Genomic DNA, 15941 nt, shown 5'->3' on the forward strand with positions numbered 1-15941 from the left:
GCGATGCCGCTGGACGGCGTGCGCATCCTCGACTTCACCTGGGTGGTGGCCGGGCCGGTCGCGACGCGCATTCTCGGCGACCACGGCGCGCAGGTGGTAAAGGTCGAGCGCAAGGACCCGCCGCCGATGGGCAATCGCAAGCTCGGGCTGCAATGCGACCTGCATCGCAGCAAACTTTCGGTCGCGCTCAACATGCAGCATCCGAAAGGCGTCGAACTTGCTCGCCGGCTCGCCGCGATGAGCGACATCGTGATGGACAATTTTTCGGCGCGCGTGATGCGCACCTGGGGGATGGATTACGAAAGTCTCAAGGCGGTGAAGCCCGACATTATTTGCATCAGCATGTCGGGCCTCGGTCACACCGGCCCGCGCTCGAGTTACGTCAGCTACGGGCCAACCTTGCAGGCGCTCACGGGATACACGCAGATGATAGCGGAGCCCGACGGGACGCCGGCCGGCTACGGCTATTCGTACGCCGACATGTGCGGGGGATACTCGGGCGCGCTCGCGGCGCTGGTCGCATTGTGGCATCGACGGCGGACGGGCAAAGGCCAGTTCGTGGACCTGTCGCAGTTCGAAGCGGTCGCGAGCGTGATCGGTCCCGCGCTGCTCGACATATCGGTGAACGGCCGCACGCAGTCGGCGCCGGGCTACAATTCGCAGGAAGGGCCGGCAGCGCCGCACGGGGTTTACAAATGCCGCGCGCTCGACGGCGATGACGATCGATGGGTCGCGATCAGCGTCGGCACCGGACCCGAATGGCGCCGATTCGTCACTGCAATCGGCTCCCCGGACTGGGCGCATGACACTAAGTTCCGCACGCTCTATCTGCGGATGCAAAACAGCGCCGAGCTCGACGCCAACGTCTCGCGATGGACCGCGGAGCACAGCGCCGAAGACGCGATGGCGATACTGCAACGCGCGGGTATCGCAGCCGGCGTCGTCGAGAACGGCGTCGATCTGTGCGCGCGCGACCCGCAACTGAAAGAACGCGGCTTCTGGCCCGAAGTATCGACGAAAAAAGGCGTAACGACTCACGTTACAGGAATCCCGTTCAAACTCTCGGGCGGCTCGGGAGAAGTCAGCAGGATCGCCCCCGAAGTCGGCGAAGATTTCGACTACGTGCTAGGGGAGTTGCTAGGCTTGGGCAAATCGGACCGCGACGAGCTCGTCGCAGAAGGCGCGGTCTGGCCTTAGGGCCCGGTAGGCCCGATTGCGATTCCCTCAGGATAGTTGAGACCCGTGAAAGGACCGCCAATCGATGAGACTGGCGCGACGTCGCCGTTGCCGCCGGCAGCGAATTCGAGAATTTCGACTTTGGAATAAGTGTCGACGCTCCCGCCCTTTGGGATGCCAGTCCTTGCGGTGTTCCGCTGCAGCGACTGCGAGACCGTGTCGACGGAGTCGTGACCACCGCCCAAGCTACCACCGAAGCCATTCAACACATATATATTTGTATTCTCGTCGAGAGCTATGCCGGTTGGGGACACGATTTTCGTGCTTTCGCCGGCGATCGTGGCAATCGGCTTTTGGTCGCCGTCGCTCCCAGGCTGGTAGATAGTGATGCTCCCAGGGCCGGCTTTCGTGACCTTGATACTGAAGCCTACTGGGACAACGTAAGGGACTTTCGCTGGCCCCTCGTTGGTCACATAGAGGTAACCGTTTTGATCCGCGGCGACTGCCGAAGGCGAAGCTAGGCCGGTGTCGGGACCGCTGATGAGGGCAGCCGGTTTTGCATTTCCGTCGCTGCCGGCTCGGTAGACGAGTACCTTGCCAGGACTCGTCTGATGGCAAGATCGCTCACGACATATCACAACACCGGTAACGGATACGTATATTTTTCCTGAGCGCCCCACTGCGATGCCGGTGGCCTCGGTGTTCTTACCACTGTTGATGCTGAGGGTCGCGATAGGCGTCGCGTTGCCGGAGCTACCCGCGGCATAAGTTGTCACGGTGCCGTTGTCGTCCAGCACTGAAATATTGCCGTTCGCGTCTACGCCAACACCGATGGGAGAACTGAGCCCGGTGTTGTCTCCGGAAATAGTAGCTATCGGTGCGCCGACCGCGTAGCTCCCGGCAGAATAGACGGTAACGCTGTCGGGACGACCGTTTCCCTGAAAGTTTGCTACATAGATCTTCCCAGTGGAATCCATCGCAAGTTTGGAAGCTCCACCGGCTATTCCCGTGAAGTCGCTGGTTATGGTTGTGAGCGGCGCCGCATTGCCGCTCGCCCCGGAACGATAGACAGTAACGCTGCCGCCGCCGGCACCACCAAAACTGTTCGAGACATAGAGGTTGCGATCGGAATCGAGGACCATCCGGTTGGATCCCACGAGCCCTGTATCAGCGCCGACAATGGTGGTTGTCGGCGCCACATTGCCATAGCTGCCGGCAGCGAAGATGCTGATCCCATCGCCGACAGTCGACGTACCCTGGGTGTACATATTTCCGCTCGAATCGACGGCGAGCCCGTCTGGATAGTAGATGCCTGTCGCCAAGCCGTTGACGGCTCCGACAAACCCCACGTCACCCGTGCTACCCGCCGGATACGTTACGATGCTTGAGTCCCACGCGACCGATTTTTTGCCGCCGGTTTGCCCATACGCATTGGCCACGTAAATGTTGTTCTCGGAATCCAGCGTGATGCTAAGAGGATCGACCAGTCCGGTCGCGAGGCCACTGATTGTCGCGGTCGGCGCTACGTTTCCGTTGCTGCCTGCAGAATAGACGGTAACGACGCCGGGCGCGTAACGGCGCCGCTTCCTCGGACCGCCCAACTGGTTTGCAACGTAGATTTCTCCGCCGCCGGTGACTGCGATATCCGCGGGACTGAGCAGCTGCGTTTTCGATCCGGCGATAGTGGCGATCGGAGTCTCGTTGAGGAGACCGACGCCGGCGTCGAGTGGCGCGTAGACAGTGACGCTATCAGCGGCGCCGTTGAGCACGTAGATTTTATCGGAGGCGTCCAATGCGACGCCGATCGGATCGGCCAGCCCGGCGTTCGAACCGCCGATCACGGCGATCGGAGACACGTTGCCGTCGGCATTTGCCGCATACACAGTGATGGTGTTGGTTGCCGAATTCGCGACATAGATTCTGCCGGCCGAATCTCGTGCGATGCCGTTGGGAGAGGCCATATCGGTCGTCACCGTTAGCGGTGGGACATCGCCTTTACTGCCGATCGGATATGCAGTTACGTCGTAATTGTTTGCGACGAAGATCGCCGACTGCGGAGCCCTGTTTGGATCAGGTCCGGCCGCCGCATTACCCAGCGGGCCGATCACGCCAAGCAGAAGAGCGGCAACCGCCGCGGCCTTCGCGAACCTCGTCCCCCTTGTTAACACGCGGCGTATATTATGCGGCGGCTTGGATTTGCGATAGCTCCGGCTTGGAGGTTGCCAGCGCTAGCATTGCAGTGTAGCCGGGCTGGAGTTCCATTCGGGGGGCGTAGCCTTTTGCCAGCAGGATTTCGTGGGCGCGCGGGAGGTTGTAGCACGGGACCGCCATCAGCAGGTGATGCTCGAGGTGGTAGTTCACGAAGTAGGGGGCGACCAGGGCGCGCATCAGCCAGTTCGCATGGGTGGTGCGCGTGTTGCGGAACGGATCGTCGTTGTCGGGCGCCATCGAATGCTCGGCGATGCTGCGAATGCGCACGACCAGCTCGTGAAACGTCATGTATGGGAGCACCCATAGCGCGAAGAAGAGGAACCAGTGTCCCGTTGCCGCGAGTATCGCGAAAATAATTGCGTTGGTGACGATTGCGCCGTGCAGCCGCTTCCATCCCATCGCGAGCCGCTGCGAGGCCGGCATGTTGGAATGCCCGAACGCGCGCCGAAATAGCGCCGCCTTCTGCTTGTAGGCCGTCTGTCCGGTGAGATCGCGAATCACCTTGCGGCGCATGCTGCTGCGCGTGATTGGAAAGGGCGCAGTCAGCCCGAGGTCGGGATCGTTTTTCTGCTGCGTGAACCGATGGTGCCCCGCAACGTGATAGGGTCGGTACGCGTACATATCGCCGAACAGCGCGTAGTCCGTCAGCCAGGTGCCGGCGAAGTCGTTCAGCTTCATGTTGCGGAACAGCAGGCCGTGCGACGCGTCATGCGACAGAATCGCGAGCCCGAGTTGGCGCGCGCCGATTATCAAGACCGCGGCGATGAAGGTCAGCGGATTCGGCCACCATACGAACAGCGCCATCGCGCCGAAGATCACAGCCCACGCGTGAAATATCATCCATGCCGCGCGCCACTGCGACTTGCGCTTAAGCATCTGCAGTTCTTCGTCGGAGAAAACGCTACGCGCCTGGAACATGATATCCTCCAATCACGGATCTGTATGTAACAAAGAATGGCAGCAATTGCAAATCCTCGTTATGTGCCGCGACACCTCACCGCGCGCGAGCTGGTGATCGACTTCCTGTCGAATCGATATCCACGCGAGATGTCGGTGCAGGAAATTACGGGCGTCGGGATTGCGCTGGGATTCACTGAGCAGAGCTTGCGGATGGCGCTGACGCGGCTGGTCGAGCAGTCGGTCGCCGCCAACATCGGCCGCGGACGCTATCGCTTGAGCCCGTCGGGCGAGGCGATGCGCGATGAAGTTCGCAAGTGGCGGAATCTCGGCGACCTCGCGAGGCCGTGGTCGGGTGCGTGGATAGGAGTGTTCGACGCGAGCGTCCCGCGCAGCGATCGCGCCGCGCTACGTCGTCATGAACGCGCGATGCGCCTGCGCGGATTTCGCGAACTTCAAAGCGGTCTATGGATTCGTCCCGCAAATCTGCGCGACTCGGTAGCCGAATTGCGCGAGCATTTGCGCGCGTTGGGGCTTCATCCCGCGGCGCTGGTCATCGGCCTTGACGATCTTGACGACGATGCGCGGGCGAAGGCGACCAGCCTGTGGGACACGGCTGCGATGCTCGCGACGTATCGCGCGCTGGCCGACGAATTGCTCGCGAGCAAGGGCAAGCTCGATCGCCTGCCGCTGGATACGGCCGCGGCGGAATCGATGGTGCTGGGCCGTGACGTCATCAGGCATATCAATCTCGATCCTGTTCTGCCGGAAGAGCTGATGCCGCAGCGCGCGCTGAGTAATTTGATTCGGGTAATGTCCGACTACGATCAGAATGCGCGACAGATCTGGCGGCGCTTCATGCGCGCGCATTCGCCGCGGGAATAGTTGGTGGCACAGGCTTTAGCCTGTGATTTTCTGGCCTCATACAAATCCAGGCTGGGGACCACAGGCTAAAGCCTGTGCCATCATCGCTCGCGGACGCTGGTTGCGCTAGTGTCAACTGGCTGTTAGCAGCGAAGGCTATTTTTGCACGCAAGCGTAATATCGAGCGCGCTGGTTGGGGTGGACGCGTTTCCGGTCGAAGTTGAAATCGACATTGGCGCGGGAGTGCCGCCGCATCGCCTCGTCGGGCTGGCCGAGGGCGCGGTCAAGGAGGCGCTCGATCGGGTCAAGTCGGCGCTGAAAAATTCCGGCTTCGAATTCCCGACGCGCAAGATGACGATCAATCTCGCGCCCGCGGACACGCGCAAGGAAGGCTCGGCGTTCGATCTGCCGCTGGCGCTGGGGATTCTCGCCGCGCAAAACGTGCTCAAGGATCGCGCGCGCCTGCGCGGCTACCTGATTCTCGGCGAACTCGCGCTTGACGGGCGTATCAAGGGGATCAAGGGTGCGTTGCCGACCGCATTGCTCGCGCGATCGGCCAAGTTCGCGGGCGTGATGCTCCCGCGCGAGAACGCCTCCGAGGCTGCCGTTATTGGCGAGGGCACGGCGGTACTCGGAGTCGAGAGTCTGCGCGAGGCTTTCGAATTCTTCGAGGGTTTGCGTCCGCTCCAGTCGATCCCGGTCGATCTCACTACCGCATTCGGCGACGCCAACGTCTACGACGTCGATTTCAGCGAGGTCAAAGGACAGGAGCAGGCCAAGCGCGCGCTCGAGGTCGCGGCGGCCGGCGGTCATAACGTCCTGATGATCGGGCCGCCCGGATCGGGCAAGACGATGCTCGCGAAGCGCTTGCCTTCGATTCTGCCGACGATGACCTTCGAGGAGGCGATCGAGACCACCAAGGTGCACTCCGTGATGGGCTTGCTCGACGGCCGCGCGCTGATCACGACGCGTCCCTTCCGCAGCCCGCATCACACGATCTCTGACGCCGGCCTTATCGGCGGCGGATCGATTCCACGCCCCGGCGAAGTCAGCCTTGCACATCACGGCGTGCTGTTCCTCGACGAGTTGCCCGAGTTCCGCAAGAACGTGCTCGAGGTCCTGCGCCAGCCGCTCGAGGATGCGCGCATCACGATTTCGCGCGTGATGGGCACGCTGACGTTCCCGGCCTCGGTGATGCTGGTCGCTGCGATGAACCCGTGCCCGTGCGGCTTTTACACCGACCCGCAGCACGAATGCTCATGCTCGCCAATCGCGATTCAGCGCTATCGCTCGCGCATCTCGGGTCCGCTGCTCGATCGCATCGACATCCATATCGAAGTGCCTGCGGTGAAGTACAAGGACCTGACGGACCGCGTCGCGCGAGAGCCGTCGCTCGCGATACGCGAGCGTGTTAACCGCGCGCGCGAGGCGCAGCTCGCGCGCTTCAAGGGGATGCCGTTTTTCTGCAACGCGCAAATGCGTGCGAGCGATCTTCGTCAGCACTGCCAGATCGAGGCCGGCGGCGAGCGACTGCTCGAGCTCGCGATCAACCGGCTTGGCCTGAGCGCGCGAGCCTACACTCGCATCCTGAAAGTCTCGCGCACGATCGCCGATCTCGATGGCTCCGCCTCGATCGCGGCGCATCATGTGAGCGAGGCGATACAGTATCGCTCGCTCGACAGAAGTACTCCCTAGCGTGGTGTTTTGAACACCATGCGCGAAAGCTGTCCGCCTACAGACGACATCTCCCCTTCGGGGGAGACAAGAGACAGGGATGAAAAACGAAGCGGGCGACTCGATCGCTCGAGCCGCCCGCCTGCATCTGCGTGATTGCCAGCGCTAGTGGATTTCGTACCCAGCCACGAACTGGTCGAGAGTATCCACGCTCGCCGGATGCTTCACCACGAAGGTTCCGGAGGCAATCGTATTGTTGGTGAAAGCGGAGAAGCTCTTCAGACCAGTGTCGGCATCGCCCAGCGCGTTCGTCGCTATCGCAATATTCGTATCGACGTCGCCCGAGTTGTCCAGCGGCCGGAAGAACAGCTCGTAGTTGGTGCTCGGGTTGGCGCCTTTCAATATCACGTTGATATCGCCGGCCGCGTTCACGCTGTAGGAGCCTTCATCCAAAGGATCGCTCCCGCAGTTGCTGAGGATCGGATCGGTGACACTGCCGCACGGCTCGAGATAAGACGCCGAAACTTTGGGCCGTACGAATTTCTGATCCACCTTGAATCCGGACACGAACTCGGTGGTGCCGCTGTTCTGCAGTACGATTGATCCCGAACCGATCGTGCTCGGAGTGAATTCACTCGGCATCACCAGTGTGCCATTCCCGGCTGCGTTGGTCGGTCCGAGTGTCCCGAGCGACTTCGAGGTGCCTCCGGGAGAAAGCAGGATCGCGGTATAGCTGGTGGCGGGCCGGGCGCCCGACACATGGATCGACATGGCGCCGTCGTCGTTTTCTACATCGACATGGCCATAGGTCAGAGAGTCGCTGCCGCAACCTGTGAGAGTTCCGGGAGTCGTCACGTCCGTGCAACGTACCAGGGCTGGCTGGAAGTCGCGCGACGACTCGAGACCGTTGCTCGAAATTGAAAGCCCGGTGACGAACTGCTCGCCGCCGTTACTCAGAACCACGTTGCCGGCGCCGACCGTCCCGAATTTGAAAAATGCGTCCTTTCGAAACGCACCGTTTCCACCGGCGCCGGTCTTCAGGTTTCCGATCGGGGTGGTCTGAGTACCGTCGTTCGAGACGAGGCTGACGGCGTAGGTGGTGTTGGTGGCAGCGCCGACGACGATAACCGTCACATCGCCTTCATCACTGATGGTCGCTCCGCCTCGCTTCAGCGGATCCTGCACCGACGCGCAGGACGCGAGCGCGGCCGGAGTCATGACCGCTTTGCATTGCACGAGCGGTGCGTCGAAGGTTTGCGCGCGCGCCAATCCTGCTCCGAGGCCAAGCGCAAGTGGCACGGCGAGGAAAGTTGCCGGCCATTTTCCTGGGAATTGAAACATACAGATACTCCTCCTGCCTGTACGTCGATTGCCCCTGCAATCGAGTAAAAAAATTTGCGGTTCGAAATGTAAGACGCGCCGAAGTGTAAGGTCGTTTACAGCCGACTCAAAAGAATTAAAAACCCTCCTCGCGATCAGTCTCGTCTTATACCTTGTTGTCGGTAACTATGCGCGACCCGGTGAGTTTGACACGTCGCCTATAGAGCGGTGGCAGCAGTAATGTAATTGCATCTCTCACGATCTCGATGGAGCCGGGAAGATGGCCCGCGTATTCGCCATCTACCTGCATGTAGACCCGAGTATCCGCGACCGAGGAGACGTGGAGCTTACGAGCGCGCAGTATCTGCACCCCTTCCATGCCTTGCAAGCGGTTCATCACTACGCCGGCGAAGTACCGCAGGTAGCGTACCGAATTTTGTCCCTGGAACAGGACCACCTCGAACTGGTCATCGAACAGCGAAGTATCGCGCGCAATCTCCAGGTCGCCGCCGTAGTTCCGTACCTTGCTCACGAGTGCGAAAGAGCATTGGTAGTCGCGGTCGTCAATTTTTACCGAAAACTCTTGCAAATTGCGACCTATGAGGCTGAAGGCAGCTATCCAGTAGGCCATCTTGCCCAGATTGGTCTTCAACGGCGCGCTGAGGTTGTAGATCAAGCGAGCTGTCGAGGCCGACGCCAGCCATCAGAAGGAAGTGCCGCCTGGCTGGGCTGCCGTTGTTGAAATCGAGGCGGCCGAGCGAAATCCGTTCCGGTGTATATGTGAGAAGATCGCGGGCTGCGGTTTCCAGGTTCGAACTCATACCGGTTTCCGACGCAAGCACGTTGGCTGTGCCGGCAGGCAGGATTCCAAGAGGCACCGCAGAATGTACCATTCCTTCGGCGACTTCGTTGATAGTGCCGTCTCCGCCCGCGGCTACGATCAAACCAACACCCTCGGTGGCCCACCTCCGCGCCAACCCGACCGCGGCACCCGGACCGGCGGTAGGAACCAGAGTAGCTTCGTAGCCTGCTTCGGTGAGAATACGTCGGGCGCGTTCGAGCCGGTCAGAACCCCTGTTCTTCAGCTTCCCCGCATGGGGATTGTAGATGATGACGCATCGGTTCGTGCTGAATCGCATTAGCCATTAACAAATCAGTCCGCGCCGAGATCAACAATCAGGCCCGCAGATTAATACTAAGGTGCAGGGGTTACCGTTGCCCAAGGAACTATGAAACCCACGGCGGGTTTCATGTTTAATTAAGTTCCTAATTTCCCGTCCGAGGCTGCTGCGGATGCTGCCGCCATAATCCCAGCCGACGACGCGCGTCGCGCCGCTGCTCGGGCGTCATCTGCTGCCATCGATGCCAGTTCTGCATCATTCGCTCGCGCTGCGCCGGCGGCAGTTGCTCGAATTGCTGGTATCGCTTCATCATCCGGTCGCGCTGATCCGGCGGCAGTCCCCGCCAGCGCGCGTAGTCATGCTGCAATTCATCGCGTCGCGCCTGGGGAAGCTGGCGCCACTTGCGCAATCCTTCGAGCACTCGCTTGCGTTCTTCGGGCGGCAGATTGCGGAACGTCTGGAAGTTCTGCTGCATCTTCTGCCGCTCCTCGGGCCGCATCGATTGCCATCGCCGATAATTCTCGACCACGCGCTCACGCTGATCGGGCGTGAGGTTTGCCCATTCCTTCGGATGCTGGGTCGCGAGCGCGCGCTCGGCATCGCTCGAAGGCGTCGATAGCGCGGGCGGCGATGACGATTGCGCATAAGCGGGAGTTGCCGGCGCAAATCCGCAGAAGATCAACACAGCGACGATGAACGCGCTCGCGATACGCCTGCGCGCCGTCATTACTGTGGCCCCTCGACGTCGTAGCTCGGCCGGCTCGACGGCATCTGCCGAGGCGCTTGCGAAGGCGCGACGTCTTCTGCACCCGGCGCCGCGCCCGCCGCAGGTCCGACAGGCGGCAAATCAGCCGCGTCCGCATCGTCGTGATTTCCCAGGTAACCCATCGCATCGAGCGTGCGTATCTGATCGAGCATCGAGTCGTCGCTCGGCGACGCGGCCGCCGCCGGCGCACCTTGCGCGTTGTTGTGACGCGGCTCGAAGAGGTCGAGGTTCATCAACATTCTCAAATCCGGTGGCGCCTCGTGCGTGGCGTCCTGCGCCGACGCCCGCCGCGCTTCGCCGCACACAACCATCGTCCCTATCAGCACAAGCGCAGCCACTTTACGACGGAGATTCATGGTTCTGGCGGTCCTCGGGTCCCAGCTCGTCCAGATGCTCGATCACGTCATAGTTCTCGAGCAAATCGAGATGCTCGACGACGTGATAATTGGCGAGCAGGTCCACGTCCGCGCTGCTCAGCTCCTGCTGCAGCTCGAGCTGGTTGACGCCCGGCTCGTGCGAGCTACCCGCCCCGCGATGCATCACGATTGCGATCGCAAGCACCGCGAGCGCGGCCGCGCCGACCGCCATCGATGGCCAGCCGAAGACCGGCAACCGAAGATCCTCGCGCCGCCATCGCCACCGCCCCCGAACTGTCGCGCTCCCGGCCTGGCTCGCGTGCAGCTTGCGTTTGAGCTGGCCGCGGTACTCGGCCCAATCCGGCTCGCGGACGTCATCAACCACCCGCGCGAGATTCTCCAACATCGCCGCCGACGCGTCAGCCGACTCACGGCATTGCGCGCATCCCTCGAGATGCGCCCCGACCCGCGCCCGCTCATCTGCGCTCAACTCTCCGCGCAGGTACGGAACGATTTCGGTATCCGGATGGTCCGTAGTCATCGTAGTCAGTCGTTCGCCATCAATTTGCGGAGCTGCGCGATCCCGCGATGCACATGCACGCGCGCCGTCGCCTCCGAACACTTGAGCACCTCGCCAATTTCGCGGCTGCTGAAGCCTTCCTGGGTCTGCAGCAACACCGCGGCGCGCTGCTGCGGCGACAGCTTCGCGAGCGCGGGACGAAGCCGGCTTATTGATTGCTTCAGCATCGCTTCGTCCTCGGGGCCAGCCTCACTCGACGGCGGATCGAATGCGCGCTCATCGGGATCGTCGCCGCCGGGAGTCGCAAGCGGCGCGAGTCGCTTCCACCATCGGTTCTTGCGCTGATGGTCGATGCACAAGTTGACCAGTATTCGGTAGAACCAGGTCGAAAAGCGCGAACGACCGTCGAAGCGCCCGGCCGATTCGTACAGCCGGATAAACGCGTCCTGCGAGACGTCGCGCGCGTCGGCCTCGTTGCCGAGGATCGACGACGCGAGCCGGTACGCACGCGCCTGATGGCGGTCCACCATGCGCTCGAATGCGTCCGCATCGCGCTCGGCGATTCTGCTGCACAGCTCCTCATCGGAAGGATCCACCGTAATCAGTCCCGGGACGCGTCAATCACAAGTCGGCCCGCGACCGATATAACAAATTCCCGACCCATTTGACGAAACAACCTTAATGTTCGTTTACAAGCCCTTTTATATTCGGTCCCTCTTCCGCTTGGGGAAGGGGACAGGGGTTAGGTTGTCTATCTCAAGCACCGTAACCAGACACTGTAAACGAATCCGCGACGCTCGCCGTCCAACTCTCATCGCAGAAACAACCACGGCGCAATACGCGCGTTGATAGAACAGGAGATCAATCATGAGAAAATCCATCACAGCTCTGGCGGCGATAGCCTTCGTCGGCGCGCTTAGTGCGACCGCGTTCGCCGGCCCGGTCGGCCGCTTCGACAACGGCTACCTGGACGAACATCCCGAAGTCGCGCAGGAACTCGGCCGCGATCCGCGCCTGGTCGACAATCCGCAATTCCTCGCGACGCATCCGGGCCTCGACGATTACTTCGACCACCATCCGGAAGTTCGAACGGAATTGCAGAGTCATCCGGACCGCTTCATGGCGCGCGAGGGCTACTACGACAGCCACCACGACTGGCACTACGGACATCCGCTGGCGACGACTGATCGCTACATGGATTCGCATCCCGAAGTGTCGAAGCAGCTCGAGAAGGACCCGGCGCTGGTCGACAATCGCGGATACGTCGACAGTCATCCAGGCCTGCACGAGTACCTTGAGAATCATCCGATAGCGCGCCGCGACTGGAAGTCACATCCGTTCCGCTACATGGCAGCCGAGCGTCGCTACGATCAAAAGCACTAACTAAGGACTAGCCCGCAAGAATAAGGCGCCGAGCGATCACAAAGATCGCTCGGCGCCTGAATTTACGGCTTTCCTGCCTAACGGTTAGTCTTAGGACCGTGGCACGCCTCGACCTTATCGACCGATGCGCCGAGGTCCGATGCGATCTTCGCGTCACTGAACCCCGCCTGTTCCTGATTCAAGACTGCGTCGCAATCTACCGGAGCGTTCGACGTCGAAAACATGCTGCAACCGGATACCCCGCCCGCCAATACCAACATTCCGATAACAGTCGCGACCCGTGGTTTGCCGAGTACTGTGCGCATGCAACCGTTCCTCCCGAATTGGAATGTTTCAGCGCCAAATTTAGTACGCAGCAAGGCGACCGTCTACGCTGACGGGGACTTCGTGCGGCCTAGGGCATTGGGGATTCGTAGGCCATGTAGCGCGATATCTTCCAGGTACCGTCGGGTTGGCGCCGGAAAATGTCCATGCCAGGTTCGCGCGTCGTCTCCTCGGACCCGCCGTGTTTCGGGCGCACCTTCAGCGTCCACACCAGCCTTACGACTGCGAGGTCGGCCGAGACCAGGATCTCCTTGATTTCCAAATCGTAGTGATAGGTCTTGGCCGGGTCCGTCAACGCCGCCTGCATATTGGCGCACAGAGAGTTGTAGGTATCCTCCGGTTGGCCGCGAAAATTCGAAATCAGATCCGGCGCAAACAGCCCGCACACCTGTGACGCATCGGCGGCGTTGAAATCCAGCTTCCACTTCTCCAGCTCGACGCGAATTTGATTCTGTATGGCCGCCGAATCGTCATCCACTGCAGATGCGCGCGACGCGACCAACAGCATCGCAAGAAGACCTGCCACGATCACCCCAATTTGTGTGCCAATCATTTTCATCGTTCCGATTTCTCTCCCATCCCGAATCAACAAGCAAATTCGGCAGGCTTTCACGAAAATTGCGGCCCGCTTCGATGCCTCTTGACGACCGCGCAGTATCGCGATAACTGATTTACCGGATAAGGACTGGTAATGATCGCAGCGGCGGAAAGCCAGCCTTTTCATGGGCTTCCGCCAGGAGAGTCAGCGATGAGCAGCATGGCACGAATGGCTGTATTCGTTGTCTTGGGATCGGCATTGACGGTCGGAGCGCTGATGGTAGCCAACTACCTCGCGACCACCGCCGGCTAGCCCGGATCGCCCGTCGCACGACCGGACGGGCGCGCTTGTTCCGCAATTTTCCTTCAATCGACTCCTCGAAGCCGAATACCGTTTCCTTGCGCCGCGGCGATTTCGCGCGCACGTCCGCTTGTCTATCCTGACAGCACGGCCATCAACGTGAGCGAAGCGCCTCCCGAATTCGTCGCACAGTACGCCCCCGCACTCGCGCGTCTGTGCAAACGCGCTGGCGGCGCGCGATGGAACGTCGGCGACGAAGCCCTTCGCGATGCGGCCTACCGCGGTGCGCGCTCGGCGGGCGTACTTGACCGAGGCGGCGTCGATTCGTTCATCGACGCGCTTCACGCCGAAGACTTGTGCCTCGCAATCACGTGCCAGGCGGGCGAATCCGCGCCGTGGGAGCACTTCATCACCAGCTTCCGGCCGGCGCTCTATGCCGCCGCGCGCGCGATTGCCGGTGACGAGGCGCGCGGCCGCGAACTCGCGGATTCGATTTGGGCCGAGATGTACGGGATGGAAGTTCGCGACGGCCGCCGCCGCTCGATCCTGAGTTACTTTCACGGCCGCAGCTCGCTTCTGACCTGGATGCGGGCGGTGCTGGCGCAGCGCCACGTCGATTACGTCCGCTCTCAGAGCCGTCTCGCGCCACTGGACGATCATGTCGAGCAGGCGGCGCAGACCGGCGACGATCATGCCGACGCGCCCGACTCCGACCGCGCGCGCTACGTCGCGATGCTGGGAAAGGCCCTCGATACCGCGCTCAAGTCGCTCGCGCCGCGCGATCGGATGCGGATGGCGTACTACTACCGGCATGATTTGTCGCTCAAGGAAATTGGCCGCCTCATGAACGAGCACGAGTCCACGGTGTCGCGCCGGCTGGCACGCACGCGCGATCAGCTCAAACTCGCGATCGAGCGCACGCTGCACGACGGCGGCAAGCTGAGCCATGACCAGATTCGGCTGTGTTATGATTGGGCTGCAGGCGATTTGCAGATCGATCTGTCGCGCGCGCTCCCGGACGTCAAATGAACCGACACGCACCGTGCAATCTTTCGGCTGCGGCTCGTTCAAAGAGTAGGGAACTATGACGACGTGACGCCGGACAATAGAAATAACGATCCGCTCGACCCGATTCTGCGCCATGCGATGCGCGCGCAGCCCGGTCCTGCCACCCCCGAATGCGCCGATGCGGAATCGCTCGCGGCGTACAGCGACCGGTCGTTGGCCGCGACGGAGCGCGAGCGTCTCGAGACCCACTTCGCCGATTGCATGCGATGCCAGCTGATGTTGGCGGATATCGCCCGCGCCGAGGAGAGCGCGCGCGTCTCGAGTGCGGCATCTGAAATTCCATGGTATCGAAGATGGCGCATCGCGATCCCCGCGCTCGCCGCAGTCGCAGCCGTTCTCGTCTTCATTGCGATAAGACGTCCCGCGAATGAGGAACCGCAGCGCGATCAACTAGTCGCGATGGCGAAGAATGAAGCGCCGCATGCGGAATTCGTGGAACCGGCACCCGCGCCGCCCGCGCAAGCTGCCGCGCCAGCGCCAGCACCGGCAGCGGCTGCGAGCGTGCTCGCGATGAATGAAGCGCGCAACGCGATCGCCAAACGCGAACTTCAGGGTATGTATCGCGCCGCGCCGGCGCCCGCGGCGGCTCCTGCCGTTCCTGCCGCTGCTCCAGAATCGCCGCCCGCCGCGCTCGCATCCGCACCGGCGGCGTCGGCTTCGAACGTGATCGCCATGAATGAAGCCAAGACGGAGTCCGCAGCGCGCGGCGAAGCGATGAGTACGTATTCCTCGCAGGCATTACACAGAGAAGCGCAGGCTCCCGGTGTGAGAGCCTTCAGTGCGCTGGCGCCCGGTGCAGCTGCGCCGAACGCCGGCGCGTCGGCATACGGAAGTGCGTTTGCTCCCCGCGCCGCTGCGGTAGGCGCAGGGTCCGGCGCTGTGGCAGGCGGCGGAGCGGCGCTCAGCCTGAATGAAACGGCGTCGTCCGCCCCGATGCTCGCTACCGTCTCGGCGCCCGGCGGATCCGTCACGTGGATCGCCGGCAAGGATGGCGCGGTGCAGCGACGCGACGCAGACGGCGCGACGCGCATGCAACACAGCGGTGTGAGCACGGACCTGATCGCGGGATCAGCGCCGTCGGCGACGGTGTGCTGGATAGTGGGCCGCAGCGGAACAATCATCCGCACGACCGACGGCGAGCATTGGGAGCTAATCACAGCACCCACTGTGGAGAATCTCGCTGCGGTGTCAGCCAGCAGCGCGAAGGACGCAACAATCACGACCGCCGGCGGACAAAGCTTTGCGACCTCAGACGGCGGCGCTAGCTGGCATCGGCAATGACGCGAGACTATTCGAAAAAGTGAGCGGCGACCTTGTACACACGCATCTTGCGCCCAGAAACCTCACCTACTGCCCGCGATGGGGCCGGCCGCTGGCATTGGTGGCACAGGCTTTAGCCTGTGATTTTCTGGTCCATGCAAAT

General features: G+C 61.8%; 17 protein-coding genes. 6 read left to right on the forward strand and 11 right to left on the reverse strand.

Annotated elements, in window-relative coordinates; genetic code table 11:
- Positions 1-3 precede the first annotated feature (3 nt).
- On the forward strand, positions 4-1197 hold the full coding sequence (locus WB650_RS20640) for a CaiB/BaiF CoA transferase family protein (protein ID WP_423961858.1): 1194 nt from the start codon (positions 4-6) through the stop codon (positions 1195-1197).
- On the opposite strand, the gene WB650_RS20645 is transcribed toward WB650_RS20640, so the two are convergent.
- Together WB650_RS20645 and WB650_RS20650 are read right to left on the reverse strand one after the other, a co-directional pair.
- Positions 1194-3344 carry a hypothetical protein gene (locus WB650_RS20645; protein WP_422305366.1) on the reverse strand — a complete coding sequence of 717 codons (2151 nt, stop codon included), beginning with the start codon at positions 3342-3344 and terminating at the stop codon, positions 1194-1196. The genes WB650_RS20640 and WB650_RS20645 overlap by 4 nt on opposite strands.
- 10 nt (positions 3345-3354) lie before the next feature.
- Positions 3355-4305, reverse strand: coding sequence for a fatty acid desaturase family protein (locus tag WB650_RS20650; RefSeq protein ID WP_422305368.1), 951 nt, complete (start codon positions 4303-4305; stop codon positions 3355-3357).
- A 36-nt stretch (positions 4306-4341) separates the two neighbouring features.
- Between WB650_RS20650 and WB650_RS20655 the strand changes: the two genes are divergently transcribed.
- Both WB650_RS20655 and WB650_RS20660 read left to right on the forward strand, forming a co-directional pair.
- The gene (locus WB650_RS20655) at positions 4342-5169 is read left to right on the forward strand and encodes a PaaX family transcriptional regulator (protein WP_422305370.1); all 828 of its coding nucleotides are present in this window, start codon (positions 4342-4344) and stop codon (positions 5167-5169) included.
- Between the two features lie 141 nt (positions 5170-5310).
- Entirely contained in the window at positions 5311-6843 is a 1533-nt protein-coding gene (locus WB650_RS20660; protein ID WP_423961860.1) for a YifB family Mg chelatase-like AAA ATPase, read from the forward strand.
- 144 nt (positions 6844-6987) lie between these two features.
- Here WB650_RS20660 and WB650_RS20665 read toward each other — a convergent pair whose 3' ends face one another.
- The 7 genes from WB650_RS20665 to WB650_RS20695 all read right to left on the reverse strand — a co-directional run bounded on the left by WB650_RS20665 (position 6988) and on the right by WB650_RS20695 (position 11501).
- Positions 6988-8163, reverse strand: coding sequence for a hypothetical protein (locus tag WB650_RS20665; protein ID WP_422305471.1), 1176 nt, complete (start codon positions 8161-8163; stop codon positions 6988-6990).
- A gap of 145 nt (positions 8164-8308) precedes the next feature.
- Positions 8309-8818 carry a diacylglycerol/lipid kinase family protein gene (locus tag WB650_RS20670; RefSeq protein WP_422305473.1) on the reverse strand — a complete coding sequence of 170 codons (510 nt, stop codon included), beginning with the start codon at positions 8816-8818 and terminating at the stop codon, positions 8309-8311.
- Positions 8706-9281 carry a diacylglycerol/lipid kinase family protein gene (locus WB650_RS20675; RefSeq protein WP_422305475.1) on the reverse strand — a complete coding sequence of 192 codons (576 nt, stop codon included), beginning with the start codon at positions 9279-9281 and terminating at the stop codon, positions 8706-8708. Before WB650_RS20675 ends, WB650_RS20670 begins: the two co-directional genes overlap by 113 nt.
- Before the next feature lie 127 nt (positions 9282-9408).
- Entirely contained in the window at positions 9409-9990 is a 582-nt protein-coding gene (locus WB650_RS20680) for a DUF3106 domain-containing protein (protein ID WP_422305477.1), read from the reverse strand.
- Complete coding sequence (locus WB650_RS20685) at positions 9990-10385, reverse strand: hypothetical protein (RefSeq protein WP_423961864.1); 396 nt, start codon at positions 10383-10385, stop codon at positions 9990-9992. Before WB650_RS20685 ends, WB650_RS20680 begins: the two co-directional genes overlap by 1 nt.
- Entirely contained in the window at positions 10369-10926 is a 558-nt protein-coding gene (locus WB650_RS20690) for an anti-sigma factor family protein (RefSeq protein WP_422305481.1), read from the reverse strand. Before WB650_RS20690 ends, WB650_RS20685 begins: the two co-directional genes overlap by 17 nt.
- Positions 10927-10931: 5 nt before the next feature.
- Positions 10932-11501, reverse strand: coding sequence for an RNA polymerase sigma factor (locus tag WB650_RS20695; RefSeq protein WP_422305483.1), 570 nt, complete (start codon positions 11499-11501; stop codon positions 10932-10934).
- 271 nt (positions 11502-11772) lie between these two features.
- Here WB650_RS20695 and WB650_RS20700 point away from each other — a divergent pair, with 271 nt between their 5' ends.
- Entirely contained in the window at positions 11773-12288 is a 516-nt protein-coding gene (locus tag WB650_RS20700; protein WP_423961866.1) for a hypothetical protein, read from the forward strand.
- 77 nt (positions 12289-12365) lie between these two features.
- Here WB650_RS20700 and WB650_RS20705 read toward each other — a convergent pair whose 3' ends face one another.
- Together WB650_RS20705 and WB650_RS20710 are read right to left on the reverse strand one after the other, a co-directional pair.
- Positions 12366-12593 carry a hypothetical protein gene (locus WB650_RS20705; protein WP_422305487.1) on the reverse strand — a complete coding sequence of 76 codons (228 nt, stop codon included), beginning with the start codon at positions 12591-12593 and terminating at the stop codon, positions 12366-12368.
- Positions 12594-12682: 89 nt separating this feature from the next.
- Complete coding sequence (locus WB650_RS20710; RefSeq protein WP_423961868.1) at positions 12683-13165, reverse strand: YybH family protein; 483 nt, start codon at positions 13163-13165, stop codon at positions 12683-12685.
- 444 nt (positions 13166-13609) lie between these two features.
- On the opposite strand from WB650_RS20710, the gene WB650_RS20715 reads away from it, so the two are divergent.
- Both WB650_RS20715 and WB650_RS20720 read left to right on the forward strand, forming a co-directional pair.
- Positions 13610-14479 carry a sigma-70 family RNA polymerase sigma factor gene (locus WB650_RS20715; protein WP_423961870.1) on the forward strand — a complete coding sequence of 290 codons (870 nt, stop codon included), beginning with the start codon at positions 13610-13612 and terminating at the stop codon, positions 14477-14479.
- A gap of 63 nt (positions 14480-14542) precedes the next feature.
- Complete coding sequence (locus WB650_RS20720; protein WP_422305493.1) at positions 14543-15799, forward strand: hypothetical protein; 1257 nt, start codon at positions 14543-14545, stop codon at positions 15797-15799.
- Positions 15800-15941: the final 142 nt, after the last annotated feature.

The organism is Binatus sp. (SeqCode) (assembly GCF_049584895.1).
Taxonomy (GTDB): domain Bacteria; phylum Desulfobacterota; class Binatia; order Binatales; family Binataceae; genus Binatus.